Here is a 26,533-nt window from a genome sequence, read left to right as displayed (position 1 = left end):
TCCCCACTCGCCGCTCTCGGCGGAGCCTTTGCATGAACCGTCAAAATCGCGCAAGCAAATCTTGTGCATCCGTGAAAATCTGCTTGATTTTTTCATGAGCTTGATTTCTCATGAAATTTGCCGGTAATTTTTCATTAAGAGAGCGTTTTGCCTTCGACTACCGCAAGAACATTGCAGGGACCTGACGAACGCGTGCTGGCCGGCGACATCAGGGCCCTGCGCAAGGCGCGCGGGCTGACGCTCGCCGAGATCGGCCTGAAGCTAGGCCGTTCGGTCGGCTGGGTCAGCCAGGTCGAGCGTGGCCTGTCGACGCCGTCGCTCGGTGACCTCAGGGCCTTCGCCGAACTGTTCGGCGTGCCGATCAGCCTGTTCTTCAGCCATGACGTACCTGTCGAAAGCGAGCGCGGCGTGGTCGTGCGCGCCGGCAGGCGCCGCACGCTTGGCACAAGCGAATCCGGCCTGGTGGAGGAGCTTCTGTCGCCCGATCTCGGCGGTAGCTTCGAGATGGTGCGTTCGGTCTTCGCGCCGGGCGCGGAACTGAAGGCCGAGGCGCAGCGGCCGACCGAGGAAGCCGGATACGTCGCGTCCGGACTGTTCGACATCGAGATCGGAGGTGTCTGGCATCGGCTTGGCGAGGGCGACTCCTTTCGCTTCGAAGGCAAGCCCTACCGCTGGCGCAATCCGGGTGCCGAGCCGGCAATTGTCATCTGGGTGGTTTCACCACCCGTCTATTGAGTTCAAGTTTGGAGAAGAACATGGCGGGTTTGCCGAGCACGGCGCGCGTGGTGATCATCGGAGGCGGCGCCGTCGGCACCTCCGCGCTCTATCATCTCGCCAAGGCGGGCTGGACCGACTGCGTGCTGCTTGAGAAGAACGAGCTGACCTCCGGCTCGACCTGGCATGCCGCCGGCAACGTGCCGACCTTCTCCTCGTCCTGGTCGCTGATGAACATGCAGCGCTATTCGACCGAGCTTTATCGCGGGCTGGCCGACGCGGTCGACTACCCCATGAACTATCACGTCACCGGCTCGCTTCGCCTTGCCCACTCGCTCGAGCGCATGCAGGAATTCCAGCGCGCCAAGGGCATGGGCCTCTACCAGGGTATGGACATAGACATTGTCGGTGTCGACGAGATCCAGCGTCGCTATCCCTTCATCGAGACGCATGAGCTGAAAGGCGCGCTCTACGACCCGAGCGACGGCGACATCGATCCGGCGCAACTCACCCAGGCGCTGGCCAAGGGTGCGCGCGACATGGGCGCGAAGATCATCCGCTTCTGCCCGGTCACAGGCGTGCGCCGCGAGAACGACGAGTGGGTGGTCGAGACGGCACAGGGCGAGATCCGCTGCGAGATCGTCGTCAATGCCGCCGGCTACCGCGCCGCCGAAGTCGGCCGGATGTTCGGCCGCGACGTGCCGATGATGGTGATGAGCCATCAGTACATCCTGTTCGAGGAGATCCCCGAACTCGCGGCATGGTCGAAGGAACAAGGCAAGAAGCTGCCGCTGCTGCGCGACGTCGACACCTCCTACTATCTGCGCCAGGAGAAGAACGGCATGAATCTCGGCCCCTATGAGCGCAATTGCCGCGCGCATTGGGCCACCCACAATGACCCGATGCCGGAGGACTTTTCCTTCCAGCTGTTCCCCGACGATCTCGACCGGCTGGAACATTATCTGGCCGACGCCGTCGCCCGCGTGCCGATCCTTGGCACGGCCGGCCTGTCCAAGGTGATCAACGGGCCGATCCCCTACACGCCGGACGGCAATCCGCTGATCGGTCCGATGCCTGGCGTTCCCAATGCCTTCGAGGCCTGCGTCTTCACCTTCGGCATCGCCCAGGGTGGCGGCGCCGGCAAGGTGCTGGCCGAATGGGTGACCGAGGGCCGGACCGAATGGGACATGTGGTCGTGCGACCCGCGCCGCTTCACTTCCTATGCCGCGGCGCCGGACTATTGCGTCGCCAAGGGCATGGAGATCTACGGCAACGAATACGCCATCCAGTTCCCGCGCCATGCCTGGCCGGAAGGCCGCGACCGCAAGCTGTCGCCGATCCACGATCGCATCAAGGCGCTCGGTGGCCGCTTCGATGCCTATAATGGCTGGGAGCGCGCCACCTGGTACGCGCAGGACGGCGATGACATTTCCGAGGAAGCCACGCTGACCTTCCGCCGCGACGGGCCATGGCAGCATCGTGTGCGCGAGGAATGCCTGGCCGTGCGTGACGCTGCCGGCATTTTGGACCTGCCTGGGTTCTCGCGCTTCAATCTCGATGGTCCCGGTGCCGCCGAATGGCTGAGCCTGCAGGTCACCGGACTGGTGCCGAAGCCAGGCCGCATCGGTCTCGTCTATTTCGCCGACGACAAGGGCCGCATCGTCACCGAAATGTCCGTCGTGCGTCACGACGAGAACCTGATGACGCTGATCACCGCGGCGGTCGCGCAGTGGCATGATTTCGAATGGCTGAAGTCGCGCATGCCCAAGGACGCACCGTTCAAGCTGATTGACCGGACCGAGGAATTCTCGACCCAGATCCTGGCAGGCCCGAACTCGCGAAAAATCCTCGCCGATGTCTGCGAAGCCGACCTCACTCTGCCATGGCTGACGCATCAGGAGACGAAGATCGCCGGCCGCTGGGCCAAACTCGTGCGCGTCTCCTTCGCCGGCGAACTCGGCTGGGAAATCCACACCAGGATCGACGACACCGCCGCCATCTTCGATGCCGTTTGCGCCGCAGGCCAGCAGCACGGGCTGAAGCCTTTCGGCATGTACGCGCTGGATTCGCTCCGGCTTGAGAAAGGCTACCGCACCTGGAAGGGCGACCTGTCGACCGACTATTCGATCCTGCAGGGCGGGCTCGAACGCTTCGTCAAATGGGACAAGCCCGACTTCCGTGGCAAGGCGGCACTGCTGAACGAAAAGCAGCAAGGCGTGAAGAAGCGCTTCGTTACGCTGGTGGTGGAAAACCCCGGCGATTGCGACGCTCCGTCAGTTTCTACACTCTGGCATGACGGCAAGATCGTCGGCGAGACGACGTCCGGCGGCTGGGGCCATCGCATCGACAAGTCGATCGCGCTCGGCATGCTGCGCGCCGACCTGGCCGAACCAGGTACATCAGTCGAGGTCGAAATCTTCGGTGACCGCTTTCAGGCAATCGTGCAGAAGGATGAACCGCTGTGGGATCCGAAGAACGAAAGGCTGCGCGCATGAAGAAAATCATCCTCACCGATGGCGGCATGGGCCAGGAACTGGTCCGCCGCAGCCAATCCGAGCCGACGCCGCTATGGTCGGCCAGGGTGCTGATCGACGAACCGGATCTGGTGCGCGACCTGCACGCGGAATTCATCCGTGCCGGCGCACGTGTCATCACCATCAACACCTATTCTGCGACACCCGAACGCCTGGCGCGCGAAGGTGCGGAAGACCTATTCAAGCCATTGCAGAAGCGCGGCATCGAATTGGCCAGGCAGGCCCGCGACGAGGCCGGCGATGCAGCCATCGCCGGTTGCCTGTCGCCGCTTTTCGGCAGCTATGCACCGGCACTGACCATTTCCTTCGAGGAGACGCTCGAGATTTACCGCCGCATCGTTGCCGAGCAGGCCGATGGCGTCGACCTGTTCCTGTGTGAAACCATGGCGTCGGCGGACGAAGCCCGCGCAGCGGTGACCGCTGCATCGGAAAGCGGCAAGCCGGTGTGGGTATCGTGGACGCTGGCTGACCACGGCAAGCCGCGGCTGCGCAGCGGCGAAGCCATTGCCACTGCGGCAAGCGCGCTCGACGGCCTGGCAGTCGCCGCGCGGCTGGTCAATTGCTGCCGGCCGGAAGCAATCGCCGCGGCTTTGCCTGAACTGATCGACCTCGGCGGCCCGGTCGGCGCATATGCCAATGGCTTCACGTCAACCGAAGCACTTAAGCACGGCGGCACCGTCGATGTACTGCACGCTCGTCACGACCTTGGCCCGGATGCCTATGCCGACCAGGCGATCGGCTGGGTGGAGGCTGGCGCCAGCATCGTTGGCGGCTGCTGCGAAGTCGGACCACCGCACATCGCCGCCCTGCGCGACCGGCTCGAACAGGCCGGCTACGAAATTTCGGGAGTTTTGCATGCCTAGACCATCATCGCGCATTTCCGGCATCGTGCCTTCGGGCAAGGACGGCTGGGAAGTCCATTTCGCCGCCTGGACGCGCAAGGAGGCCGGCGAAGACATCATCATGCTGTCGGTTGGCGACCATGATTTCGACACGCCTTCGCAGACCATCGAAGCCTGTGTGACCGCGGTTCGCGGCAGCAATCATCACTACACCCCGCTTCCCGGCTTGCCGCGCCTGCGCAAGGCGATGGCCGCGGCCTCGAGCGCCTGCACCGGCGTCGAGACATCGCCGGATCAGGTGATCGCCACGCCGGGCGGCCAGGCCGCGCTCTACGCGGCCGTGCAGGGCGTGCTCGACCAGGGCGATCACGCCATCGTCGTGGCGCCCTATTATGCCACCTATCCCAACACGTTCAGCGCCGCTGGCGCTGATTTCACCGTCGTCGAGACACCGGCCGAGGATGGCTTCCAGCCGCGTGCCGACATGATCCGCGCGGCAATCCGGCCGAACACGCGCGCCATCCTGATCAACACGCCGAACAATCCGACCGGTGCGGTCTATTCGCGCGAGCGGCTGGAACAATTGGCAGAAGTCTGCCGGGAGCACGACCTCTGGCTGCTGTCGGACGAAGTCTACTGGACGCTCGGCGGCGGCGAGCACGTCTCGCCGCGCTCGCTGCCAGGAATGGCCGAGCGCACGCTGGTCATCAATTCGATGTCCAAGAGCCACGGCATGACCGGCTGGCGCATGGGCTGGCTGACGGGACCGGAGCAGATGATCACGCTCATGATCAATCTCAATCTGGTGACGACCTACGGCCTGCCGGCCTTCATCTCGATCGCTTGTTCCGAGGCGCTGGAGAACCGTTACGGCGTCAAGGAGATCGCCGAACGCTACGCGGCACGCCGCACCGTCTTGCTCGACGCTGTGCGGGGCATGAACGATGTCACCGTGCGCGGTTCGGAGGGCGGCATGTATGTCATGCTCGACATCTCGGCCGTCGAGCCGGACGACGAGAAATTCGCCTGGGCCCTGCTCGACAAGGAAAAGGTTGGCGTGATGCCCGGCTCCAGCTTCGGCGAGGCGGCCGCCGGCCACATTCGCATCAGCCTCTGCCAGCCCGAACCCGTGCTGCAGGAAGCTGCACTTCGTCTGCGCCGCTTTGCTTCCAGCTACCGTCGCGAGGCAGCATGACCCCCAAGGCAGTTCCCGCCAAAGCAAGAGCGGTCATCATCGGCGGCGGCGTTTCCGGCTGCTCGGTCGCCTATCACCTGGCCAAGCTCGGCTGGACCGATATCGTGCTTCTCGAACGCAAGCAGCTGACGTCGGGCACGACATGGCATGCCGCCGGCCTGATCGGCCAGCTTCGCGGTTCGCAGAACATGACGCGGCTGGCGAAATATTCCGCCGACCTCTACGTCAAGCTGGAAGCAGAGACCGAAGTCGGCACCGGCATGCGCCAGGTCGGTTCGATCACCGTGGCGCTGACCGAGGAGCGCAAGCACGAGATCTACAGGCAAGCGTCGCTGGCGCGTGCCTTCGATGTCGACGTGCGCGAGATTTCGCCCAGGGAAGTCAGCGAGATGTACCCGCATCTCAATGTTTCCGATGTCGTCGGCGCCGTGCATCTGCCGCTCGACGGCCAGTGCGACCCCGCCAACATCGCCATGGCACTGGCCAAGGGCGCGCGCCAGCGCGGTGCGACCATCGTCGAGAACGTCAAGGTCACCAAGGTCCACAGCAAGGCCGGCCGCGTCACGGGCGTGTCCTGGACACAAGGCGAAGAGCAAGGCACGATCGAGGCCGACATCGTCGTCAACTGCGCCGGCATGTGGGCGCGCGAACTGGGAGCGCAGAACGGCGTCACCATCCCGCTGCACGCCTGCGAGCATTTTTACCTCGTCACCGAGCCGATCCCCGGCCTCACCCGCCTGCCGGTGCTGCGTGTGCCCGACGAGTGTGCCTACTACAAGGAGGACGCCGGCAAGATGATGCTGGGCGCTTTCGAGCCGGTGGCAAAGCCCTGGGGCATGGACGGCATCCGTGAAGATTTCTGCTTCGACCAACTGCCGGAGGATATGGAGCATTTCGAGCCGATCCTCGAAATGGGCGTCAACCGCATGCCGATGCTGGCGACCGCCGGCATCCACACCTTCTTCAATGGTCCCGAGAGTTTTACGCCCGACGACCGCTACTATCTCGGCGAGGCGCCGGAACTGTCCGGCTACTGGATGGCGACCGGCTACAACTCGATCGGCATCGTCTCCTCCGGCGGCGCCGGCATGGCGCTGGCGCAGTGGATCAATGACGGCGAAGCGCCCTTCGACCTGTGGGAAGTAGACATCCGCCGCGCCCAGCCGTTCCAGAAGAACCGCCGCTATTTGAAGGAGCGCGTCTCTGAAACGCTTGGCCTGCTCTATGCCGATCATTTCCCCTATCGTCAGATGGCGACGTCGCGCAATGTCAGGCGCTCGCCGCTGCACGAGCATCTGAAGGCGCGCGGCGCTGTCTTCGGCGAAGTCGCCGGCTGGGAGCGCGCCAACTGGTTCGCCCGCGAGGGCCAGGAGCGCGAATACCGCTATTCCTGGAAGCGCCAGAACTGGTTCGACAACCAGCGCGAGGAACACCTTGCGGTCAGGAATGGCGTCGGCCTGTTCGACATGACCTCGTTCGGCAAGATCCGTGTCGAGGGCCGCGACGCCTGTGCTTTCCTGCAAAGACTATGCGCCAACGACATGGATGTCGCGCCGGGCAAGATCGTCTACACCCAGATGCTCAACCAGCGCGGCGGCATCGAGAGTGACCTGACGGTCTCGCGGTTGTCCGAGACGGCGTTCTTTCTCGTCGTCCCAGGCGCCACGCTGCAGCGCGATCTGGCTTGGCTGCGCAAGCACGTCGCCGACGAGTTCGTCGTCGTCACCGACGTAACGGCGGCCGAAAGCGTGCTCTGCCTGATGGGCCCGGACGCGAGAAAGCTGATCCAGAAGGTCAGCCCGAACGATTTCTCCAATGAGAAAAATCCGTTCGGCACGTTCCAGGAGATCGAAATCGGCATGGGCCTGGCCCGCGCCCACCGCGTCACCTATGTCGGCGAACTCGGCTGGGAGCTCTATGTCTCGACCGACCAGGCGGCCCATGTCTTCGAGGTGGTCGAGGAGGCAGGTGTGGATGTCGGCCTGAAACTCTGCGGCCTGCACACGCTGGATTCCTGCCGCATCGAAAAAGCGTTCCGGCATTTCGGCCATGACATCACCGACGAGGACAATGTGCTGGAAGCCGGCCTCGGCTTCGCGGTGAAGACCGCCAAGGGCGACTTCATCGGCCGTGATGCGGTGCTGCGCAAGAAGGAAGCCGGCCTGTCACGCCGGCTCGTACAGTTCCGGCTGAAGGATCCGGAACCCCTGCTCTTCCATAACGAGGCGATCCTGCGCGACGGTAAGATCGTTGGTCCGATAACGTCTGGCAATTACGGCCATCACCTCGGCGGCGCAGTCGGGCTGGGCTATGTGCCTTGCGAGGGCGAGAGCGAGGCGGATGTGCTGGCGTCGTCCTATGAGATCGAAATCGCCGGCGAGCGTTTTGCGGCGGAAGCCTCGCTGAAGCCGATGTACGATCCGAAATCGGAGCGGACGAGGATGTAGTGCCTTTTCGCCTCCCCCTTTGTGGGGGAAGGAAGGAAAGTCGCCCTCTCAAAACCTTTCCAGCTTCCCTCGCACCTTCGCCAGAAACGCCGCCCTTGTCGCCGGTGTCGAGGCATCCATCAAATAGTGCGCCAAGAAAAAGGTCCGGCAGCGCGTGGCACACAGCGCCCGCATGCCGCGCAGCAGGGTCTTGCGTCCCGGCTGGCCGACGACCACGCTCCACCAGGTCGGGGCGCCGCAGGTGGTGATGACGCCGACCTTGGTTACATGCGTCATCAGCGACTTGATCCGTCCCTTGCCGGCCGGCAGCTTGAAGGCGACGTCCGTTGCCCACACCCGGTCGAGCCAGCCCTTCAGCATCGCCGGCAGTCCGTACCACCAGGTCGGATAGACGAACAGGATCGCTTCGGCCCAGTTGAGCAGTTCGAAATGCGGCTTCAGTGCCGGGTCCTGCGGCGCCTGGTCATTGTAGGAGCGCCGCTCGCCGCAGCCCATCACCGGGTCGAATTTCTCCGCATAGAGGTCGAGCAGCCGCACCTCCCAGCCTCGTCGCATCAGCACGTCGATGGCAGTGTCGCGGATGGCGGCGCAAAAGCTCTCGGGTACCGGATGGCAGTAGACCACCAGCGCGCGCATCAGAAGGCATCCATGCTGGCCGCGACCTTGGTCGTGAAAGCCTTGCGCGAGCCGTCGGTAGACAGGTTCATCGCGTAGTGCGCGAGGTAGGTCACCGGCGCGCCCGGTTTGACGGTGGCGCGCAGCATCCGCTTGATCAGCCTGCGCGGCGGATCGCCCATCAGCAGGGCGCGGAACCGGCTGCCGCCGTAGGTGGTCACCGCCGCAACCTTGCGAATGTTGTGCAGCGACGGCTGCGCCTTGCCGTCGACCAATTTGAACGACACGCCGGGCAAGAACACGCGATCGAAAAAGCCTTTCAGGATCGCTGGAAAGCCATAATTCCAGACGGGATAGGAAAGCACCAGCGCATCGGCGCGCAGCAGGCGCTCGACATAAGGCGCGACAGCGTCGGCGGGGCCACGTGGGTTGTGGTAGTCCAGCCGCTCCTGGCGCGTCAGTCGCGGATCGAAACCCTCGGCATAGAGATCGCAGTCGTCGACCGTATGGCCCGCCACCGTCAGGCGCTCGACGATCATCCGGTGCAGGCCGGCATTGAAGCTGGTCTCGACCGGATGGGCGTAGAGGACGAGGATGTTCATCATCCTACCTTCTGCAGCCCCTTGAACAAAAAAGTCCGCCCGGAACGGTAGTCGTAGTCGGGGTTTTCCCAGGCGATCATCTTGCCGGGGTTGAGGAGCCCTTGCGGATCGGTCTGGCGCTTGAAGGCGAGTTGCACCGCGTCGGTCTGCTTCATGCCGCCCTCTTCCAGCGTGTAGCGATGCGGGTTGAAGATCGGGCAACCGTTCGCTTCATGCAGGCGCACGATCTCGTCGAGCCGCGCCTCGGTCGTGAACTTGACCAGCGGCAGGCCGAAGCAGGTAATGTTGCCGTCCAGCCGCACGAATTCGAGATGCGAGAAAACCTCGCCCGGAAACATCGCATCCATCTTCTCGACAAGCGCCAGCTGGTTGGGAAAGGGATAGAGCGACTGCAGATAGGTGATCGAAGGGTCGACGCGCAGCGCCCTCAGCGTGGTGTGGTTCCAAGCCAATTCATAGGCCGGCGGCAGGCCTTTTTTCTCATCCGGCGTCGCCGTGGCCGCATTGTAGATCACCTCGCCGCCGGCACGCCGGGTGAAGGCAAGAAAAGCGTCCAGCCCATGCTGCGCCACCATGACGACGCAAATGCTCTGCCCGTCGCTCAGGAATTTCTGGTGCCGCTTGAAATAGAGCTGCGGCACGGGTGCTGCTATCGGCGTGATCAGCTTGGTCAGGATGCCGTCCTGACACGCCAGCGCATTGCCATAGCGGGCCGCATCCATGAAAGCGTCGAAGCCGACAATGACGTCGATCCAGTCATAAGCCGCGGTCAGCGGCATCTCGACTTCCGATATGATGCCGTTGGTGCCGTAGGCATGGGTCACCTTGTGCAGATCCGCGCCGGTGAGCTCGAGCGCTTTCGGCTCGGCCTCCATGGTCACCACGCGCAGCCGAAGCACATTGCCGAAATCGCGCAACCCGCCGAAATTGATCGAGCCGACGCCGCCCGAACCGCCAGCGATGAAGCCGCCAATCGAGGCTGTGTTGTAGGTGGAGGGCGATAGCCGCAGTTCCTGCCCGGAATGCGCCCGCGTTGCCTTGTCGATATCGGCCAGGATCGCCCCCGGCCCGGTCACGACGCGACCCGGAGCGATCGACTTGATCTCGTTCATCTCGGCAAGGTTGAGCACGACGCCGCCGGAGAGCGGCATCGCCTGGCCGTAATTACCGGTGCCGCTGCCGCGCGGTGTCACCGGCACGCCATGACGATGACAGGCGGCAAGCACGCGGATCAGTTCGGCCTCGTTCTTCGGCGTCACGATCAGGTCGCCGGTGACATGGTCGAGCTGCTGCTTCAGCACCGGGCTGTACCAGTAGAAGTCACGGCTCTTCTGCTGGACGATGGCCGGATTGTCGTCGACCTTCAGGCCTTCGAGATCGCGTTTGAGCGCCGAAACATCCATCATTCCACCATCAGTTCGTCGAGTTCGGCATAATCTGGCAATTGGCGGTCGATCACCTTGCCGCCGCGCACCACGATGCGATCCGATTCGGGCCGCGACAGCAATTCCGTCCAGCTTCGGCCTTTGAACACGATGAAATCGGCATCACCGCCGGCAGCCAGCGTGCCGAAGCCATCAAACCGCATCACCTTGGCCGGCGTCGCGGTGACCGCTTGCGGCCAGTCGGCGACCGGATGATCGAAATGCAGGATGCGCGTCGCCATGCGGTAGACCTCCAGCATGTCGAGATCGCCATAGGCATAGAAGGGATCACGCGTGTTGTCGGAAGCAACCGCCACCGGAATGCCCCTCGCCTTCATCTCGTGCAGCAGCGTCACGCCACGCCAGCGTGGCGTGGTGCCGTCGGCGCGCCGGTCCTGCAGATAGAGATTGCACATCGGCAGCGAGACGACGGCGAGCCCCGCTCTCGCCACCTTGTCCAGCGTGTCGAGCACGTCGAGATCCGGCTGGCGCGCCAGCGAGCAGCAATGGCCGACGAGGATCTTTCCTTCGAAACCGTTCCACAGAGCGGCCTCGGCGATCTTCTTCAGCGATATGGCGGAAATGTCGTTGGTCTCGTCGGCATGGAAATCGAGATCGAGGCCATGCTTGATGGCCTGCGCGAAGACGTGGTCGAGCAGCTCTTCGAGGTCCGGCGCCATATAGGTGACGACACCGAGCACGCCCTTTGCCGCGGCAACCCTCTTTGCCAGCCTGTCGAACCACTTTTTGTCGCGCACGCCTTCGATGCCGAGCAGGCAGGCGCCCTGCAACTCGATGCGGCCGCGCCATTCCTCGCGCATCGCCTCGAACACCGGCCAGGAGATTTCCTCCTGCGGCGCGACGCTGTCGATGTGGGTGCGCAGCGCCCTTGTGCCATGGGCGTAGGCGCAGCGCAGCGAGAAATCCATCCGCCGCGCCAAATCCTCGGCGCTCCAGCGTGCCACACGATCGGCACCGGCGGCATTCAGCGCGCCCATGAACGTGCCGTCGGGATTGGGCTTTCGCGGCCAGATATGGCCCTTGTCGATATGCGTGTGGCAGTCGACGAAGCACGGCAGGATTATACGGCCGCCCAGGTCGACCGCATCAGCGGATCGGCCATGCGCGGTGATGCTGGAAATCTTCCCGTCGGCCACAGCGATGTCGGCAAGCCCGAAGCCGTCAGCATCGAAGGGCGCGGAAAGGCCTGGCGTCAGTGAGCGATGAAGGCGAACATTGGCGAGATGGTAAGAGCCGGAGGTTGGTATCAAGCGTTGCCCTCCTCTGCCCTGCCGGGCATCTCCCCCTCAAGGGGGGAGATTGGCAGCGTCCGTGCCGGCTCATTTTTTTCAATGTTGGAGATTGGCGAAGATCGTGACAGCGGCCAATCTCCCCACTTGAGGGGGAGATGTCCGGCAGGACAGAGGGGGGCGCCTCGCACCAACATATCAATCACGTCACACACCCTAGCGCTCCTGCTTCAGCGCGCTTTCATGCCAGCGCCGCAAGATGAGATGCGATATCAGCGACAGCACGAGGAAGATTAAAATGCCGGTCAGCGAGATCAGGAACAGCGCCGCGAACAGCCGCGGCGCGTTGAGCCGGTAGCCGGCCTCGATGATGCGCGAGGCAAGGCCGGACGACTGGCCGGTGGTACCGGCGACGAACTCGGCCACCACGGCGCCGATCAGCGACAGGCCGCCGGCGATCTTCAACCCGCCGAGGAAATAGGGCATCGCCGCCGGCAGCCTGAGATAGCGCAATTGCTGCCATCGCGTCGCGCCGTTGAGCTTGAACATGTCGCGCAGATTGCGGTCGACGGAGTTGAGGCCAAGCGTGGTGTTGGACAGGATCGGAAAGAAGGCGACGATCCAGGCGCACAGCAGAAGCTTGGTCGTCTGGTCGTTCACATAGATGTTGATCAGCGGAAAGATCGCCACGATCGGCGTCACCTGCAGCACGATGGCGAAGGGGAAGAACGACATCTCGACCCATTTCGACTGCGCGAACAGCACCGCCAGCCCGACCCCGCCTATGACCGCCAGAGCCAAGCTGAGAAAGGTGATGCGCAAGGTGACCAGCAGCGAGGAAAACAGCAGGCCGGCATCGTTGTAGAGCGTCCACAGCACCACGCCGGGACGCGGCAGGATATATTGCGGGATCTCGTTCCACACGCAGATGCGATCCCACAGCCAGATCGCCAGGATCATGATCGCCAGCGGCAGCACCCAGCGGCCGATCCGTTCGAACCGCGCCTGGCGCACGCGGCGTGCTTCCTCGGGATCGAGTTGGAGCATCCGCTCGTCAATGACCGTCATAATGCGCGCCTGCTGTTGAGTTGATGGCCTTGACCAGCACGTCGGAGGCCTGACGGCACAGTGCCGCATAGTCTGGCGAGGTGCGAAACGCCTCGTCACGCGGATAGGAGGCCTCGATGGCGAGTTCGTCGAACACCCTGCCCGGCCGCGCCGCCATGACGACGACGCGGTTGGACAGGAACACGCTTTCGAAGACACTGTGGGTGACGAAGACGACGGTGAACCGTTCGTCCTGCCACAGTTCCAGGAGATCGTTGTTGAGCTTGAAGCGGGTGATCTCGTCGAGTGCCGCGAACGGTTCGTCCATCAGCAGCACGCGCGGTTTGGTCACCATGGCGCGCGCTATGGATACGCGCATCTTCATGCCGCCTGACAGTTCGCGCGGCACCGCGTTTTCGAAGCCGGTCAGGTGAACCCGCGCCAACATCTCCGTTACCGCCGGTGTCGCCTTGGCGCGCGAAATGCCTTTCAGCCGAAGCGGTAGCCAGACATTGTCGAAAACATTGGCCCAGGGCAGCAGCGTCGGCTCCTGGAAGACGAAGCCGATGTTCGAGCGGTCGAGCGAGCCGCCACCGCGCCAATCGAGCACGCCGGAAGTTGGCGTCGACAGGCCGGCGATCAGCCGCAGCGCCGTCGACTTGCCGCAACCCGACGGCCCGAGCAGGCTGACGAAATCGCCTTCCCGGATGGTCAGGTCGACGTCGCTGAGCGCCGTCACGCCGTTGGAGAACACCTTGCCGACGCCCTTCAGCGCCAGGAGCGTCGGGGCCGCACCCGACGCAGCCGGCGCTTGCGCCACTTTTTCCCTTATCATTCCGGGGCGGCCTATTTCTTCAGCTCGAGCCCGACGCCTTTGTTGATGAAGGTCAGCGTGTAGGCCTTCTTGATGTCGATGCCGGCTGGCGTGACCTTGGCCTTGACCATCTTGTCGTAGAAACTCTTGATCCGCGCGTCGGTCATGGCGCCGATGCCGAGCTTTTCGGTGTCGCCGGAATCGGCCAGGCCGAACTTCTTCATCTGCTCGATCGAGAACGCGATCTGCTCGTCGCTCATGTCGGGATTGTCTTTCTTGATCATGTCGTTGGCGGCTTTGTTGTCGCCGTAGAGATATTTGTACCAGCCCTTGGCCGAGCCATCGACGAAGCACTGGACCACCTCCGGCTTCTTGTCGATCGTGTCCTGCATCACCTCGATCGTCGTCGAATAAGTGTCCCAGCCATAGTCGGCGAGCAGGAACTGGTTCGGCACGAAGCCGCCTTCCTTCTGGACCGCGAACGGCTCTGAGGTGACGTAGCCCTGCTGGATCGACTTCTTGTTGGCGAGGAAGGGAGCGGTGTTGTAGGTGTAGGGCGCGCGTTTGGAGGCGTCGAAGCCGAGTTCGATGACCATCCACTGGAAGAAGGTCTGCACGCCCTCGTCGCCCAATATGTACTGGTCGGCGTTCTTCAGGTCCTCCCATTTGTCGAGCCCCTCGCCGGGGTGGGACATGATGACCTGCGGGTCCTTCTGGAAATCCGCCGCCACCACGCGCATCGGTATGCCTTGCTGGACCGCATCGAAGGCCGACAGCAGATTGCCGCCCATGTAGAAATCGATCTTGCCGGCCAGCAGCATCGGCCGGCCGCTGACTTGCGGACCGCCCTGCATGATGGTGACGTCGAGGCCGCAGGCGGCGTAGGTGCCGTCCGCCACGGACTGGTAATATCCGCCATGTTCCGGCTCGGCCAACCAGTTGGTGCCGAAGGTGACTTTCTCATTCGCAGCCGCACCCAGCGTGCTGGCTGTAAGCAGGGCCACAACCGCCACCGAGATCTTCTGTTTTCCGTACATCGACACCACCCTCTGTTTGCTCCGGCGCGCCACGCGCCAGGCTCGACACCAAAGATTCAAGAAGCAAGACACATGCCACCGGCGTCTGGCGCCGGGACCGCCCGCTTGAAAGACGTTGCCATGCCAAGCGCGAACGGGTCATGCTGTACGGAAGGCATCGTGCCTATTTTTTGAACGGCTGTCCACAATCGCCCGGGCAACATGCACCGCCATCTTGAAGGTGTAATGAGTCCGGCTTTAGGTGGCGGCATCCAGGAGATTGCCATGTTCAAATTCCTCACCCCGAAGTCCATCAAGCCGCCCTTTGCCCGCTATAGTCACGGCGTCGAGGTGCCGGCCGGCAAGCGGCTTGTGCTGTGCTCGGGCCAGGTCGCCATCACCGCCGACGACCTGATTCCCGAAGACGCCGGAGCGCAGGCCGAACTCTGCTTTCAAAACATCGCGGCGATTCTCGGCGAAGCCGGCCTGGGTCTCAGGGATATCGTGCGCATCAACGCCTATGTCACCGACCGCGCGCATCTGCGGCCCTATATGGACGTCCGCGACCGGCTGTTTTCGAGCCCCGCGCCAGCGTCGACATTGATGATTGTTTCCGGCTTTGCCCGGCCCGAATTCAAGGTCGAAATCGAGGCCATCGCGGCGGGGTGATCGACAGGCCGCCCGTCCCGCGCTAGGTCTGCCTGAGCATTGAAGAGGCATGACATGACCGTACCCAAAAGACGCGTGTGGTGGGGCGACTACCGGACCACCGAATACGCCTCGATCGATCCCGAGGCGACCATCGCCGTGCTGCCAGTGGCGGCGATCGAGCAGCATGGGCCGCATCTGCCTGTTTCGACCGACACGTCGATCATGAACGGCATGCTCGACACGGTCATTTCGCGCCTGCCCGACGATCTCGACATCCGCATCCTGCCGGTGCAGGCCGTGGGCAAGTCCAACGAACACCTGCATGCGCCGGGCACCCTCACTCTGCCGGCAACCACGCTGATCGAAGCCTGGACCGAGCTTGGCCTGTCGATCGCGCGCGCCGGTGTGCGCAAGCTGATCGTGGTCAATTCGCATGGCGGCAACGAGGAGATCATGGGCATCGTCACGCGCGAATTGCGCGTGCGCGAAAAGATGCTGGCGGTGAAGACCAGCTGGCAGCGTTTTGGCCGTCCGGCCGGCATGTATACCGAACTGGAGGACCGTCACGGCATCCATGGCGGCGATGTCGAGACCTCGCTGATGCTGCATTTCCGGCCGGACCTCGTGGACATGGGCAAATCAGACAATTTCGTTTCCAATGTCGCCAAGGCCGAAAAGGAATTTTCGCTGCTGCGCCACACCGGCACCCACGCCTTCGCCTGGATCGCCAGCGATCTCAACCCGAACGGCGTCGTCGGCGACGCCAGCATCGCGACGGCGGAGAAGGGCCGGCTGACGGCAGAATATCAGGCCGACGGCTTCATCAGCCTGCTGCAAGATGTGCGCAAGGCGAAGCTCGCGGAGTGGTTGACGTAGCCTCCAAACCAGTGGCAAGCGCTGTCATCGCTATTCCAGGTCCTCTTGAACAAACGAGGCGATGGAGGAGGCGGATCAGACGAACAACGATATGGGGGCAAAGCTAGCTGTCGATCCTCAGCGCAAAGGGCGTGCCTTCAAAGGCGTCCGCGCCGCGCCCGATCGATTCGATCGCCTCGACCATGCGGCCGTTGCGCTCAAGCAACGCATCGGCCACGGCGATCAGTCGCGGATTGGGCGTTGCCGAAGGCGACAGCGCCCGCAGCGTCCGCGCCAATTCGGCCTCGTCACGCTTCGGCGCCAGTGCTGCCGCGATGATAAAGGCCGAAGCCGTCGAGCGGCTGATGCCGGCATAGCAATGCACGAGCATCGGCCTTGCCCGGTCCCACCGGCGCGCGAAATCGAGCAGATTGCGGACATGGTCTTCGCCCGGCATGGTCATGCCGTCCTGCGCCACCGCGATGTCGTGCATGACCAGATGCAGGTGGTTTTCCCTCGAGATCGAGGCCGGCCGCACCACCTCCGTTCCGGCGGCGAGCAGCGAAAGCATGCGGTCGGCGCCGGTCCTGGCCACCGTTTCCTCGATCTTTGCCAGCGAGCAGACATGGATCATTGTTTGGAACCCTTCGATTGATGCTTGCGCCGCGACGCCCATTCGGCAAGTGCGGATTCGAGCCGCTGCCATTCCTCCTCACTGCCCGGCAGGCCGGCGCGCAGAACGTCAGGCCGGTCGGCAAAATGGCGAAGCAGGATGCCGCGCTCGCCGAGCGCTGCAAACAAATCGGCGGCATTGGTCAGACTGAGGAAACGATACAGTGTGGTTCCGCCCGCAACAGGAACGCCGAAGCGGCCGAAAAGCGCATCGAGACGCGCCGATTCACCGGCCAACGACGCCCGCATCACGTCCTGCCACCCGATGTCGGCAAGCGCGCGGATGCCATATTCCAGCGCCGGGCCGGCGACGGCCCATGGTCCGAACTGCGTATCCAGCCGGTCGACCGTCGCAGTATCGGAAAGTGCAAAGCCGAGCCGCAGCCCGGCCAGGCCAAAGAACTTGCCGAACGAGCGCAGCACGACGAGGCCGCCCCGACCGACATCGCCCGCGACGCTGTGCTGACGCGGGCCGACATCCATGAACGCCTCGTCGACGACCAGCAGTCCGCCCTTGGCGCGCAATCCGGCGGCCAGAGCCAGCAACCGGTCGCGCTCTATGACACGTCCATCCGGATTGTTCGGATTGACGATGATGACGAGGTCGGCGTCAGCCAACGCTTCGAAATTATCGACCTCCGCCGCCTGGTGCCCGGCGATCGCGGCAGCGCGGGCATGTTCGGCGTAGGTCGGACCCAGCACCAACGCCTTGCCGGGCGAAATGAGCGACGCAACGCGCGGCAACAGGATCTGTGTGCCCGGCGCCGCCACGACGTTGGCTGGCGACGGCGCGCCGTAAGTACTGGCCGCGATCTCTGTCAGGTCGCGTGTGCGCGCGGCTTCCGGCAACCGCGACAGCGAGGTGGCGGGCAGGTCGAAAAGCGGGTAGGAGTGCGGATTGATACCGGTCGAGAGGTCGACGAAAGGCAGCAGGGCGTTGGGGAAAAGCACCCTCGCGCGGCCAAGACTTCCACCATGGTCCACAACCGCCCCATTAAGAAGCTTCATGTCAGTCCTGATCGCTTTCCTGTCATTGGTCGTCGAATTCGCCCTCGGTTACCCCGACTGGCTGTTTCGCGCCATCGGCCATCCGGTGACGTGGTTCGGCAGGCTGATATCCTTTCTCGACCGCAGGCTCAACCGCGCCACTGATCCCGACGCGCTGCGTCGCAAGCGCGGTGTCCAGGCGCTGCTGGTCATCGTGCTGGTGCCGGCGATAGTCGGCCTGGGCGTACAGATCCTGTTCTGGTTCGTTCCCATGGGCTTGGTCATCACGGCCCTTCTGGCAACGTCGCTGCTGTCGCAGAAGAGCCTCTATGAGCATGTCGAGGCGGTGGCTGACGCCCTCGACACCGGCGGCATCGCCTTGGCCCGCCTTGCCGTTTCGCGGATCGTCGGTCGCGACCCTGAAACGCTCGACCGGGCCGGTGTCTGCCGCGCGGCGATCGAGAGCCTGGCCGAGAATTTTTCCGACGGCATCGTCGCCCCTGCCTTCTGGACCGGCGTCGGCGGCTTGGCCGGCGGCGCCGCCTACAAGGCCGCCAACACCGCCGATTCGATGATCGGCCACCGCACCCCGCGCCACGAGGCGTTCGGCTGGGCGGCGGCGCGCTTTGACGATTGGATCAACCTGCCGGCGTCGCGGCTGACGGCGCTTCTGATCGTGCTGGCGGCGTTCTTCGTCAAAGGCGCTGATGTGAAAAAAGCCTGGCATGCGGTGCGGCGCGACGCGAAAAAACACCGCTCGCCCAATGCCGGCTGGCCGGAAGCGGCGATGGCCGGTGCGCTCGGCCTGGCGCTCGCCGGCCCGCGCTTCTATGGCGGCGTGCTGGTCGACGACGTCTTCATGGGCGAAGGTGGGCGGCGTGAAGCCGACAGCCTCGACATCAGGCGGGCGCTGAAACTCTATCGCGTCGCCGACTATCTGCTGATCGCTCTGTTCGGGTTGGTTTCGGTCGTTGTCATCGTTGTGACCTAACCTCACCCTCCCCCGTCTGGGGAGGTTGAGGAACACTCAGAACTCGATCCCCTGCTGCGCTTTCACGCCGGCGGAAAAATGATGCTTGGTCACGCTCATTTCGGTGACGAGGTCTGCGGCCTCGACCAGCGCCGGCTTGGCGTTGCGGCCGGTGACAACGACATGCAGGCCCTCGCGCCGCGCTTTTAGCGCGCCAACCACTCTGTCGAGATCGAGATAGTCGTAGCGCAGCGCAATGTTCAATTCGTCGAGCACCAGCAGGCTGATCGACGGATCGGCCATCAGTTCGAGCACCTTGGCCCAGGCGGCTTCGGCGGCAGCGATGTCGCGCTTCAGATCCTGGGTTTCCCAGGTGAACCCCTCGCCCATCGCGTGCCACACGACACGGTCGCCGAAGGCGGCGAAGGCGTCCTTCTCGCCGGTGTGCCACTTGCCCTTGATGAACTGGACGACACCGACGCGCTTGCCGTAGCCGAGCATCCGCAGCGCCAGCCCGAAGGCGGCCGTGGTCTTGCCTTTGCCCGGGCCGGTGTTGACGATCAGCAACCCCTTCTCGACCGTCTTGCTCGCCACCTCGGCATCCTGCACCGCCTTGCGCTTGGCCATCTTGGCGCGGTGGCGCTCTTCGTCCTTATTGTCGATATCGGTCATATCATTTCACCTTGAGCGGCAGCCCCGCCACCATCAGCAGCACCGTATCGGCAGTCGCCGCGACCTGCTGGTTGAGCCGGCCGGCGGCATCGCGAAAGCGGCGCGCCAGTGCATTGTCCGGCACGATGCCTTGTCCGACTTCATTGGACACCAAGAACCAGGGTCCGCGCGGCCGCGACAGCACGTCCGCCAATCGCCGGCATTCCAGCTCGAAATCGTGTTCGGCCAGCATATGGTTGGTCAGCCACAGCGTCAGGCAGTCGACAAGCACCGGCCGATCGTCCGGCAAGGCGGCAAGCGCGCCGGCGAGATCGAGCGGTGCGTCGATGGTCGTCCAGCCTTCGCCGCGCCGCGACCGGTGCAACGCGATGCGCTCACGCATCTCGTCATCATAGGCTTGCGCCGTGGCGATATAGGTCCAGGGCGGCGGCAAGGCGGTCGCCAAAATTTCGGCGTGTGCGCTCTTGCCGGAGCGCGCACCGCCGATCAGGAAGGTCAGTGTCTTGCGATCAGGCAAAGCTGTCGCGCAGGCTGGTCGCGGTGCCGGTGAAGCGGCGGCGCACCACGCCGACAACCGCGCCGAGCACCAGCCAGAACACCAGATTGGTCACGGTCACCGCCACCACGAACTGGTGATGCAGCCCTTCCGGAATCGCCGTCTCGTAACTGTCGGGCTGCGGTGCCCCGACAACATGCGGTGCGACGATCAAAAGGACGGCAAGGATCGCCAGCGGCAGCGACTTGCGGAACGCGATCAGGCCGAGACCGGCAGCGGTTGCCGCCACCGTTGCCCACCACCAGATCTGGCGCTGGGTGAGATCGGCGGCCGGCATGGCCGGCAGTTCCGGCGGCAGGCCGAGGCCCGGCGCCAGCGTGAACACGGCAAAGCCGGCCAAGCCCCAGAACACGCCCTGGCGCCAACCACCGATACCGCCGGCGAATTCGGAAACCGCGACCAGGATCAATCCGAAGCCGATGCCGGTGACGATGTTGGCAAGCACGCTGAAGGCGAAACGCTCGAAACCGTCTGCCGGCGCCCAGCCCTCGTCTTCCGCCGCAGCAGTCGCTTCGGCAGGGGCCGGAGCGGCTGTGCTCATGGCATTGCTATCCGTTGCTGCCGGAGCGGCATGGTCATGGTGATGCCCGCCGCCCGCCTGTTCGTAGACTTCCGCCTTCAGGATCAGCGGCACGGTCGCATAGGCCTGCATGCAGGCGAGAACGACGCCGGCCACGAGCCCTGCGATCGCCGCGATGAACACGACGTTGCGAAACAGGTTCATGATGTCGTCAGCCCCTCGTCAGTGGCAGGGAAACGCCATCGAATGGCGATAGTCGTGAGCCGCATTGTGGACCGCATCGATATGCGAGAAGCCGACAAAGCCCATCACGAAAATGCCGAGCAGCGCGGCGAGCGCAAGCTGCATGAAGCGCGACTGCGAGGAGACGGAAGCGCCGAGGGAGACGGAAGCGGTAGTCATGTCTTGTCCTTTCGCCCTCCACCCGAGGGCATCGAAGTCAGTTTCCTGTCGCCGGCAGGTCTCCTGGCTCACGGATCAGCGTCCTTCCCCACCTTCCCGAAGAAAAATCTTCAGTGGCATATGGAGAGGACTACCGCACACAGTTGCGGGGGCAGCCACGGCATTGGGCGAAATCCGCCCTTACCGCATTCCCTCTTGGCTCCAAAATGGAACCGGCGACACCGGCGACTATAGGCAGAATCCTCGCGTCCGGCAAACCAAATTCCGCCGGCGACCGTTGCGAATGCGCCATGAAGGTCAAAGCGATTTCGGCAGATAGCGCCACGTCACGAAGCCGCAGACCGCCGCCAGCAGGCCAAGCGTGACGAACACCGAGCCCAGGCCGAAGAAGGCCAGCACCACCGAATAGACCAGCGGCGGCGTCAGCTCGGAAAAGTCGAGATAGGTGCGATAGACCGCCGCCATCTGCGATCTTTCATAGGAGCGCACCGAGCGCATGAAGGCGGTCGAGCCGAGCGCGTCGAGTGCAATGGTGAAGAAGGCACCGCAGAGCAGGAAGGCGCCGGTGAGCAGCGGCACGGTTTCGCCGACGAAGCCCGCCGCCAGAAGCGCGGCCGACATGGCGAAATAGGCAAATGTCATGGTCCTGCGGCCGCCAAAGCGCTTTCCCGCCTTGCCCCAGAAAATCGCCATGAACAAAAGCGCGTTGCCGGCCGAAACCAGCAGGCCGCCGGCCAGCTTGCCCTCACCCGTAATGACCATGAACAGCGGCCCATAGACGAAGAACGTCGTCCAGAAACAGGAGCGCCCAAACGCGATCAGCCAGGCCAGCCTGAGCCTGGGCTGGGCGATGAAGCGGCCGATATTGGCGAGCGGATTGGCTGGTCGCGTCTTGCCGGGACGGATCGACGGGTTGTCGCCGAGCCGGTAGGTCCAGAACAATGCCAGCAGGGCTAACGCGAACACGGCCACCGCGCCATGCGCGGCATAGACGCCGAAGCGCGTGTAGAGGAAGATGCCGAGCGTCGGCCCACCGGTCCAGGCCAGCATCGACCACGCCATGCGCAGCGATTCGGCCTGCATGAAGTCGGTCTTGCGGATGTGGTCCATGATGTAGAGGTTGAGCGTGATCGACAGCGCGCTGGCGCCCATCACCCGGCACAGCATGCCGGCCAGTTGCCCGGCAAGCGTGTCGGTGACGAAGAACAGCGAGCCGATGGCCAGCAGGCAGGCGCCCGCCGTGTAGACCCAGCGCCGGGCGAAACGGCGGATCAGCATCGGCATGAACAATGTCACCGACAGGCCGAGCATCGCCACGACGGTGTAGAGGATCGAGACGATCTGCTCGTTGTGCAGGATCTCGTAAGCCTGGATCGGGATGACGCTCGACACCGTGGCGCGGGCGAAGGATTCGACCGCATAGAGCGAAGCGAAGGTGCGCGCGTCCGCGGCCTTGAGGGCCGGTAGCCAGATCGGATGGCGCACATGGGTGGACATTGCTTTCCCCGAAGCAGATTCACCGGGTCAAATCTGCCGTGGCGACCTCAGCGCCAATAAGAGGAAACCGACGTGCATCCGGCAAAAGCGAAGCCGGCCAAAGGCTTTCCGGCACTGGCCCAATGCCGCGGCTGATCCGGCGTTATCGGCAGGGTTGCCGGTCTTCTTTTGTCCTGGGCAACCGTGATAGTCCTCCAGCGGGGCTGAATCAGAATGCGAGACCATGAGCATCCAAACGCCGACCGCGCCCGTTCAGGATCGACCAAAGCGCATCGTCGCCATCGACATCGTGCGCGGCATCGCGCTGATCGCCATGGCAAGCTACCATTTCACCTGGGATCTGGAGTTCTTCGGCTACACCGATCCCGGCCTGACCGCCTTCGGCTGGTGGAAGATTTACGCGCGCTGCATCGCCTCGACCTTCCTGTTCCTGGTCGGCGTCAGCCTGTATCTCGCCCACGGTCGACAAATCCGCTGGAACGGCTTCTGGAAGCGGTTCGCCATGGTCGCCGGAGCCGCGATCGCGATTTCGGTCGTTACCCGCATAGCCACTCCGGACGGCTTCATCTTCTTCGGCATCTTGCACGAGATCGCGCTGGCCAGCCTGCTCGGTCTCGCCTTCCTGCGCCTGCCGGCGCTGCTGACGCTTGTCGTCGCCGCGCTCGTTATCGCCGCCCCCGTCTATCTGCGCTTCGAGGCCTTCGATCACCCATGGCTGTGGTGGGTCGGCCTGTCGGCGACCAATCCGCGCTCCAACGACTACGTTCCGCTGTTTCCGTGGTTCGGCGCCGTACTTGCGGGCATCGCGGTGACAAAACTCGCCGCAGGTGCCGGCCTGCTTGCCAGGCTTGCCAATCTGGCGCTCGGTCGCTTGGCCAACCCGCTGGTCTTCATCGGCCGGCACAGCCTGGCTTTCTATTTGATCCACCAGCCGCTGCTGATCGGCTGCGTCTGGCTGTTCTCGCAAATCATGCCGGCGCAGGTCGAAACCCCGCAGGTGAATTTCCTCAAAACCTGTCAGCTGTCCTGCGAGCAGTCGCGCGACACCGAGTTCTGTACGAGCTACTGTGTCTGCATGCTCGATACGCTCGAGGGCGAGTCCACGCTTGATAGGCTCTACAACAACGATCAGACTGCGGAGTGGAAAGCGCATTTGTCCGATCTCGCCGGCATGTGCACCGCCAAGACCGACAGCAAGTTGATGGAGGGAGGGGCCGAATGACCGAGAACCAACCGAAGCCGGGGCTCATACCGTGGCCGCCGCTGATCTACATCGCCGCCATCGCCGTCAGCATCGCACTGGGCCTGCTCTATCCCCTGCCCTGGATCGGCGACCTGCTGGGCGATATCCTGTTCGCGGCCGGCTGGGTGGCGCTGTTTGCCGTCGCCGCACTCTGGTTCACCGCGATCCGCACCATGATCCGGGCCAAGACCACGCTCAACCCCAACGCTGTACCCGATCACCTGGTCACCACGGGTCCCTTCGGCGTCACCCGCAATCCGATGTATCTGGCCAACACGCTGCTGTTGATCGGCGTCGCCTTTGTCTCGGGCATCGTGTGGTTCCTGCCACTGGCGTTCATCGCCGCCTATGCCACGCAGAAGGTGGCGATCGAAGGCGAGGAAAAGGTGCTGGCAGCAAAATTCGGCAAGAAATACCGCGACTACGCCAAACGCGTGCGCCGCTGGATTTGAGCTGGCTTTCAAGCGGCCAATCTCCCCCCCCCTCGTGGGGGAGATGTCCGGCAGGAGAGAGGGGGCGCTGTCCCTCAAACTCTCTGCCTACGTATTCACGCCAAGCTCCACCAGCCGCTCCACACAAGACTCCTCGGCCTGGTCGAGTTCAGCCAGCGTCTCCTCGAGGTCGCGGCGTTTCTGCCGGAGATCCTCGCGCTTTTCCTCGATGCGCTTGATCATCAGGTTGAGCTGGCCGACTTCGCCGGGCGGCTCCTTGTACATCTGGATGATTTCGCGAATCTCGTTGATCGAGAAGCCAAGCCTTTTGCCGCGCATGATCTGGCGAATGAGCTGCCGGTCGGAGGGGCGAAACAGCCGCGTGCGGCCGCGCCGCACCGGCTGCACCAGCCCTTCGTCCTCGTAAAAGCGCAGCGTCCGCGTCGACACGTCGAACTCGCGGGTCAACTCGGTGATCGAATAATATTCTCGCATTGCCACTCCCACACGCCGAAACACCGGGGCGATCGCCATGCCGGCGTCACCCTTCTGTCCCGAACCAAAACCCATGCCATGCCGGAATCGACATGGCGCCCCGCGCGAGCCTCGCACGGCATTTACGTAAAAGTCAATTGAGCCAAAAGGCGTGCCTTCAGGGCACGCCGAACCACCACGTGGCAATGCCGAGAAATGCAAAGAAACCGACGACGTCGGTAACCGTGGTGACGAAGACCGCCGAAGCGACCGCCGGATCGACCTTGAAACGATCGAGCAGCAGCGGGATCAGGATGCCGGCCAGGGCGGCCACGAACATGTTGATGATCATCGCCGCCGCGATGATCCCGCCCAGATTGGGATCACGGAACCAGGCTGCCGCGACGATGCCGATCAGGATGGCGAAGACGATGCCGTTGATGAAGCCGACACCCATCTCGCGGCGAATGATGCGGCCGGCATTGTAGATGTCGAGATCCCTGGTCGCCAACGCCCGCACGGTGACGGTCATGGTTTGCGAGCCGGCATTGCCGCCCATGCCCGCGACGATCGGCATCAGCACCGCCAGTGCCACGATGTGTTCGATCGTGCGGTCGAACAGGCTGATCACCGACGCCGCCAGGAACGCGGTCAGAAGGTTGATCAGCAGCCACGGAACGCGTGAGCGCGAGGTCGAAAAGATGCTGTCGGAAAGCTCTTCGTCGCCGACGCCGCCCATGCGCATCAGATCTTCCTCGGCCTCCTGCTGGATGACGTCGACGACATCGTCGATGGTCAGAACGCCAACCAGCCGTTCGTTCTCGTCGACGACCGCGGCCGACAAAAGATCGTACTGCTCGAATTCCCGCGCCGCCTCTTCCTGGTCCATGGTGGCCGGAATGGCGTGCCGCGTCTCGTGCATCACCTCCTCGACCTTGACCGAACGCTTGGTGCGCAGGATCTGGTCGAGGTCGATGGCGCCGAGCAGCTTGAAGCTCGGATCGATGACGAAGATCTGGCTGAAGCGCTCGGGAAGATTGTTGTCCTCGCGCATGTAGTCGATGGTCTGGCCGATCGTCCAGAACGGCGGAACCGCGACGAACTCGGTCTGCATGCGGCGGCCGGCCGTCTCTTCGGGATAATCGAGCGATCGGCGCAGCCTGATCCGCTCGGTGAACGGCAGTTGGGACAGGATCTCGTCCTGGTCTTCCTGGTCGAGATCCTCGAGAATGTAGACGGCGTCGTCGGAATCGAGCTCCTGCACCGCCTGCGCGATCTGCGCATTGGGCAGATTGTCGACGATCTCCATACGGATCGCCTCGTCGACCTCCGTCAGCGAGGAGAAGTCGAAATCGGCGCCCAGGAGTTCGACCAGCGCGCGGCGCTGTTCGGGATGCAGCGCCTCGAGCAGGTCGCCGAGCTCCGACTGGTGCAGGTCGTCGACTTCATGCTTGAGGGTCAGCGTGTCGCGGTCGGCGATCGCCGCGCCGATCCGCGCCAGGAAGGACGAAAGCACGGCGCCGTCCTCGCCATAGATGTCGGCGTGGTTGTCCTCGGCGGCCCCGGCGCCGGTCGTCCGTTCGTGCTCGCCTTCCACCAGCGCCTCCCGCCACAAGAATCCCGGAAAAGGTGCAAATCAGGTCTAGAGCATCGGACCCAAAAGGGGAAACCGGTTTTGGGAGAATCCGACGCTCAAAAAGAAAGTGGCGTAAAGTGCGGGAATATCAACGAAATGCGTCCCGCCCGCAGCGGGCGAGACCGGCACAAATCGGATTCTGGGAAGAGAATGGTGCGGTCGAGAAGACTCGAACTTCCACGGGTTGCCCCACAGCGACCTCAACGCTGCGCGTCTACCAATTCCGCCACGACCGCACGTGGTAGAGCCGGAACCGACCGGCTCGCGGCGTGTAGCAAATCGTTTCCGGTGAAACAAGTGCACGGCAAGCAATAATGTCAGGCGATTGGCATAATGCTCCACAGGGCCCGAACGCAGCGCCGGAACTGGACGTTTGCGCCTGATATCGCCATATGGAAGGCAAGTTGATGTCGCCCAAAGGTGCGAGGCGTTTTTGGGCGCGCCATGGACAAACGAAAAGACGATAC

General features: G+C 63.6%; 26 protein-coding genes, 1 tRNA gene and 1 riboswitch. Of the genes, 10 read left to right on the top strand and 17 right to left on the bottom strand.

Going from position 1 to position 26,533, the window contains the following annotated elements; all coding sequences use genetic code 11:
• The first annotated feature begins 192 nt into the window (after nt 1-192).
• Genes A9K65_RS18030 through A9K65_RS18010 form a run of 5 tightly spaced genes read left to right on the top strand, consistent with a single transcriptional unit; the run spans nt 193 to nt 7,732 of the window.
• Nucleotides 193-735: an XRE family transcriptional regulator gene (locus A9K65_RS18030; protein WP_032807957.1), complete on the top strand. Its 543-nt coding sequence runs from the start codon at nt 193-195 to the stop codon at nt 733-735.
• Nucleotides 736-755: 20 nt separating this feature from the next.
• On the top strand, nt 756-3,209 hold the full coding sequence (locus A9K65_RS18025; protein ID WP_064994037.1) for an FAD-dependent oxidoreductase: 2,454 nt from the start codon (nt 756-758) through the stop codon (nt 3,207-3,209).
• Nucleotides 3,206-4,111 carry a homocysteine S-methyltransferase family protein gene (locus A9K65_RS18020; protein ID WP_064993736.1) on the top strand — a complete coding sequence of 302 codons (906 nt, stop codon included), beginning with the start codon at nt 3,206-3,208 and terminating at the stop codon, nt 4,109-4,111. Before A9K65_RS18025 ends, A9K65_RS18020 begins: the two co-directional genes overlap by 4 nt.
• Complete coding sequence (locus tag A9K65_RS18015) at nt 4,104-5,285, top strand: pyridoxal phosphate-dependent aminotransferase (protein WP_063172401.1); 1,182 nt, start codon at nt 4,104-4,106, stop codon at nt 5,283-5,285. The genes A9K65_RS18020 and A9K65_RS18015 overlap by 8 nt, the downstream gene beginning before the upstream one ends.
• On the top strand, nt 5,282-7,732 hold the full coding sequence (locus A9K65_RS18010) for an FAD-dependent oxidoreductase (protein WP_064993737.1): 2,451 nt from the start codon (nt 5,282-5,284) through the stop codon (nt 7,730-7,732). The genes A9K65_RS18015 and A9K65_RS18010 overlap by 4 nt, the downstream gene beginning before the upstream one ends.
• 48 nt (nt 7,733-7,780) lie before the next feature.
• Here A9K65_RS18010 and A9K65_RS18005 read toward each other — a convergent pair whose 3' ends face one another.
• The 7 genes from A9K65_RS18005 to A9K65_RS17970 form a co-directional block, all read right to left on the bottom strand.
• Nucleotides 7,781-8,368: an NAD(P)H-dependent oxidoreductase gene (locus A9K65_RS18005; protein WP_064993738.1), complete on the bottom strand. Its 588-nt coding sequence runs from the start codon at nt 8,366-8,368 to the stop codon at nt 7,781-7,783.
• A complete protein-coding gene (locus A9K65_RS18000; protein WP_064994038.1) occupies nt 8,368-8,949 on the bottom strand; it encodes an NAD(P)H-dependent oxidoreductase in 582 nt (193 codons plus the stop codon). The genes A9K65_RS18005 and A9K65_RS18000 overlap by 1 nt, the downstream gene beginning before the upstream one ends.
• Nucleotides 8,949-10,352, bottom strand: coding sequence for an FAD-binding oxidoreductase (locus tag A9K65_RS17995; protein ID WP_064993739.1), 1,404 nt, complete (start codon nt 10,350-10,352; stop codon nt 8,949-8,951). The genes A9K65_RS18000 and A9K65_RS17995 overlap by 1 nt, the downstream gene beginning before the upstream one ends.
• Nucleotides 10,352-11,644 (bottom strand): cytosine deaminase, encoded by a 1,293-nt coding sequence (locus A9K65_RS17990; RefSeq protein ID WP_064993740.1) that lies wholly within the window; start codon nt 11,642-11,644, stop codon nt 10,352-10,354. Before A9K65_RS17990 ends, A9K65_RS17995 begins: the two co-directional genes overlap by 1 nt.
• 195 nt (nt 11,645-11,839) lie before the next feature.
• A complete protein-coding gene (locus A9K65_RS17980; protein WP_063172405.1) occupies nt 11,840-12,691 on the bottom strand; it encodes an ABC transporter permease in 852 nt (283 codons plus the stop codon).
• Nucleotides 12,678-13,505 carry an ABC transporter ATP-binding protein gene (locus A9K65_RS17975; RefSeq protein WP_064993741.1) on the bottom strand — a complete coding sequence of 276 codons (828 nt, stop codon included), beginning with the start codon at nt 13,503-13,505 and terminating at the stop codon, nt 12,678-12,680. Before A9K65_RS17975 ends, A9K65_RS17980 begins: the two co-directional genes overlap by 14 nt.
• Before the next feature lie 11 nt (nt 13,506-13,516).
• Entirely contained in the window at nt 13,517-14,521 is a 1,005-nt protein-coding gene (locus A9K65_RS17970) for an ABC transporter substrate-binding protein (protein ID WP_063172407.1), read from the bottom strand.
• A 264-nt stretch (nt 14,522-14,785) separates the two neighbouring features.
• Here A9K65_RS17970 and A9K65_RS17965 point away from each other — a divergent pair, with 264 nt between their 5' ends.
• Complete coding sequence (locus A9K65_RS17965; protein WP_024501344.1) at nt 14,786-15,169, top strand: RidA family protein; 384 nt, start codon at nt 14,786-14,788, stop codon at nt 15,167-15,169.
• Nucleotides 15,170-15,223: 54 nt separating this feature from the next.
• Nucleotides 15,224-16,027: a creatininase family protein gene (locus A9K65_RS17960; protein ID WP_063168225.1), complete on the top strand. Its 804-nt coding sequence runs from the start codon at nt 15,224-15,226 to the stop codon at nt 16,025-16,027.
• A gap of 103 nt (nt 16,028-16,130) precedes the next feature.
• On the opposite strand, the gene A9K65_RS17955 is transcribed toward A9K65_RS17960, so the two are convergent.
• Nucleotides 16,131-16,640 (bottom strand): tyrosine phosphatase family protein, encoded by a 510-nt coding sequence (locus tag A9K65_RS17955; RefSeq protein WP_063172408.1) that lies wholly within the window; start codon nt 16,638-16,640, stop codon nt 16,131-16,133.
• Complete coding sequence (cobD, locus tag A9K65_RS17950; RefSeq protein ID WP_084015792.1) at nt 16,637-17,686, bottom strand: threonine-phosphate decarboxylase CobD; 1,050 nt, start codon at nt 17,684-17,686, stop codon at nt 16,637-16,639. Before cobD ends, A9K65_RS17955 begins: the two co-directional genes overlap by 4 nt.
• Between cobD and cbiB the strand changes: the two genes are divergently transcribed.
• The gene (gene cbiB, locus A9K65_RS17945; RefSeq protein WP_064993742.1) at nt 17,685-18,656 is read left to right on the top strand and encodes an adenosylcobinamide-phosphate synthase CbiB; all 972 of its coding nucleotides are present in this window, start codon (nt 17,685-17,687) and stop codon (nt 18,654-18,656) included. The two genes, cobD and cbiB, sit on opposite strands and share 2 nt — an antisense overlap.
• Before the next feature lie 36 nt (nt 18,657-18,692).
• Here the strand turns inward: cbiB and cobO are convergent, their stop codons facing one another.
• The 5 genes from cobO to A9K65_RS17920 all read right to left on the bottom strand — a co-directional run bounded on the left by cobO (nt 18,693) and on the right by A9K65_RS17920 (nt 22,282).
• Nucleotides 18,693-19,307 carry a cob(I)yrinic acid a,c-diamide adenosyltransferase gene (gene cobO / locus A9K65_RS17940; protein WP_013531120.1) on the bottom strand — a complete coding sequence of 205 codons (615 nt, stop codon included), beginning with the start codon at nt 19,305-19,307 and terminating at the stop codon, nt 18,693-18,695.
• A 1-nt stretch (nt 19,308) separates the two neighbouring features.
• Nucleotides 19,309-19,824: a bifunctional adenosylcobinamide kinase/adenosylcobinamide-phosphate guanylyltransferase gene (gene cobU, locus A9K65_RS17935; RefSeq protein ID WP_064993743.1), complete on the bottom strand. Its 516-nt coding sequence runs from the start codon at nt 19,822-19,824 to the stop codon at nt 19,309-19,311.
• Nucleotides 19,817-20,587, bottom strand: coding sequence for a CbtA family protein (locus A9K65_RS17930; protein WP_064993744.1), 771 nt, complete (start codon nt 20,585-20,587; stop codon nt 19,817-19,819). Before A9K65_RS17930 ends, cobU begins: the two co-directional genes overlap by 8 nt.
• Before the next feature lie 18 nt (nt 20,588-20,605).
• Nucleotides 20,606-20,785: a CbtB domain-containing protein gene (locus A9K65_RS17925; protein ID WP_013531117.1), complete on the bottom strand. Its 180-nt coding sequence runs from the start codon at nt 20,783-20,785 to the stop codon at nt 20,606-20,608.
• 35 nt (nt 20,786-20,820) lie between these two features.
• A riboswitch (cobalamin riboswitch) is annotated at nt 20,821-21,017 on the bottom strand.
• Nucleotides 21,018-21,082: 65 nt separating this feature from the next.
• Nucleotides 21,083-22,282 (bottom strand): MFS transporter, encoded by a 1,200-nt coding sequence (locus A9K65_RS17920; protein ID WP_064993745.1) that lies wholly within the window; start codon nt 22,280-22,282, stop codon nt 21,083-21,085.
• A gap of 223 nt (nt 22,283-22,505) precedes the next feature.
• On the opposite strand from A9K65_RS17920, the gene A9K65_RS17915 reads away from it, so the two are divergent.
• Together A9K65_RS17915 and A9K65_RS17910 are read left to right on the top strand one after the other, a co-directional pair.
• Entirely contained in the window at nt 22,506-23,504 is a 999-nt protein-coding gene (locus A9K65_RS17915; protein ID WP_064993746.1) for a DUF1624 domain-containing protein, read from the top strand.
• Nucleotides 23,501-23,977: an isoprenylcysteine carboxylmethyltransferase family protein gene (locus A9K65_RS17910; protein WP_024501351.1), complete on the top strand. Its 477-nt coding sequence runs from the start codon at nt 23,501-23,503 to the stop codon at nt 23,975-23,977. The genes A9K65_RS17915 and A9K65_RS17910 overlap by 4 nt, the downstream gene beginning before the upstream one ends.
• Before the next feature lie 87 nt (nt 23,978-24,064).
• Here the strand turns inward: A9K65_RS17910 and A9K65_RS17905 are convergent, their stop codons facing one another.
• The 3 genes from A9K65_RS17905 to A9K65_RS17895 all read right to left on the bottom strand — a co-directional run bounded on the left by A9K65_RS17905 (nt 24,065) and on the right by A9K65_RS17895 (nt 26,302).
• The gene (locus tag A9K65_RS17905) at nt 24,065-24,451 is read right to left on the bottom strand and encodes a MerR family DNA-binding transcriptional regulator (protein WP_013531113.1); all 387 of its coding nucleotides are present in this window, start codon (nt 24,449-24,451) and stop codon (nt 24,065-24,067) included.
• A 157-nt stretch (nt 24,452-24,608) separates the two neighbouring features.
• Nucleotides 24,609-26,027, bottom strand: coding sequence for a magnesium transporter (gene mgtE / locus A9K65_RS17900; RefSeq protein WP_013531112.1), 1,419 nt, complete (start codon nt 26,025-26,027; stop codon nt 24,609-24,611).
• A 190-nt stretch (nt 26,028-26,217) separates the two neighbouring features.
• Nucleotides 26,218-26,302, bottom strand: a tRNA-Leu gene (locus tag A9K65_RS17895).
• Between the last annotated feature and the right edge of the window lie 231 nt (nt 26,303-26,533).

This window comes from Mesorhizobium sp. WSM1497 (genome assembly GCF_001672455.2).
Classification (GTDB): domain Bacteria; phylum Pseudomonadota; class Alphaproteobacteria; order Rhizobiales; family Rhizobiaceae; genus Mesorhizobium; species Mesorhizobium ciceri.
The sequence above is the reverse complement of the archived record's forward strand: the minus strand, read 5'-3'. Positions and strand labels throughout refer to the sequence as shown.

Excerpts from the sequence above, each read along its gene's own strand:
- A9K65_RS17930 (WP_064993744.1), bottom strand. The coding sequence starts at position 20,587 with ATGAACCTGTTTCGCAACGTCGTGTTCATCGCGGCGATCGCAGGGCTC.
- A9K65_RS17960 (WP_063168225.1), top strand. The coding sequence starts at position 15,224 with ATGACCGTACCCAAAAGACGCGTGTGGTGGGGCGACTACCGGACCACC.
- A9K65_RS17925 (WP_013531117.1), bottom strand. The coding sequence starts at position 20,785 with ATGACTACCGCTTCCGTCTCCCTCGGCGCTTCCGTCTCCTCGCAGTCG.
- A9K65_RS17920 (WP_064993745.1), bottom strand. The coding sequence starts at position 22,282 with ATGTCCACCCATGTGCGCCATCCGATCTGGCTACCGGCCCTCAAGGCC.
- A9K65_RS18000 (WP_064994038.1), bottom strand. The coding sequence starts at position 8,949 with ATGAACATCCTCGTCCTCTACGCCCATCCGGTCGAGACCAGCTTCAAT.
- cobD (WP_084015792.1), bottom strand. The coding sequence starts at position 17,686 with ATGAAGCTTCTTAATGGGGCGGTTGTGGACCATGGTGGAAGTCTTGGC.
- A9K65_RS17965 (WP_024501344.1), top strand. The coding sequence starts at position 14,786 with ATGTTCAAATTCCTCACCCCGAAGTCCATCAAGCCGCCCTTTGCCCGC.
- A9K65_RS17955 (WP_063172408.1), bottom strand. The coding sequence starts at position 16,640 with ATGATCCATGTCTGCTCGCTGGCAAAGATCGAGGAAACGGTGGCCAGG.
- A9K65_RS17915 (WP_064993746.1), top strand. The coding sequence starts at position 22,506 with ATGAGCATCCAAACGCCGACCGCGCCCGTTCAGGATCGACCAAAGCGC.
- A9K65_RS18015 (WP_063172401.1), top strand. The coding sequence starts at position 4,104 with ATGCCTAGACCATCATCGCGCATTTCCGGCATCGTGCCTTCGGGCAAG.
- A9K65_RS17980 (WP_063172405.1), bottom strand. The coding sequence starts at position 12,691 with ATGACGGTCATTGACGAGCGGATGCTCCAACTCGATCCCGAGGAAGCA.
- A9K65_RS18020 (WP_064993736.1), top strand. The coding sequence starts at position 3,206 with ATGAAGAAAATCATCCTCACCGATGGCGGCATGGGCCAGGAACTGGTC.
- A9K65_RS18010 (WP_064993737.1), top strand. The coding sequence starts at position 5,282 with ATGACCCCCAAGGCAGTTCCCGCCAAAGCAAGAGCGGTCATCATCGGC.
- A9K65_RS17970 (WP_063172407.1), bottom strand. The coding sequence starts at position 14,521 with ATGTACGGAAAACAGAAGATCTCGGTGGCGGTTGTGGCCCTGCTTACA.
- cobO (WP_013531120.1), bottom strand. The coding sequence starts at position 19,307 with ATGACCGATATCGACAATAAGGACGAAGAGCGCCACCGCGCCAAGATG.
- cbiB (WP_064993742.1), top strand. The coding sequence starts at position 17,685 with ATGTCAGTCCTGATCGCTTTCCTGTCATTGGTCGTCGAATTCGCCCTC.
- A9K65_RS17995 (WP_064993739.1), bottom strand. The coding sequence starts at position 10,352 with ATGGATGTTTCGGCGCTCAAACGCGATCTCGAAGGCCTGAAGGTCGAC.
- A9K65_RS17905 (WP_013531113.1), bottom strand. The coding sequence starts at position 24,451 with ATGCGAGAATATTATTCGATCACCGAGTTGACCCGCGAGTTCGACGTG.
- A9K65_RS18025 (WP_064994037.1), top strand. The coding sequence starts at position 756 with ATGGCGGGTTTGCCGAGCACGGCGCGCGTGGTGATCATCGGAGGCGGC.
- A9K65_RS17975 (WP_064993741.1), bottom strand. The coding sequence starts at position 13,505 with ATGATAAGGGAAAAAGTGGCGCAAGCGCCGGCTGCGTCGGGTGCGGCC.
- A9K65_RS17910 (WP_024501351.1), top strand. The coding sequence starts at position 23,501 with ATGACCGAGAACCAACCGAAGCCGGGGCTCATACCGTGGCCGCCGCTG.
- A9K65_RS18005 (WP_064993738.1), bottom strand. The coding sequence starts at position 8,368 with ATGCGCGCGCTGGTGGTCTACTGCCATCCGGTACCCGAGAGCTTTTGC.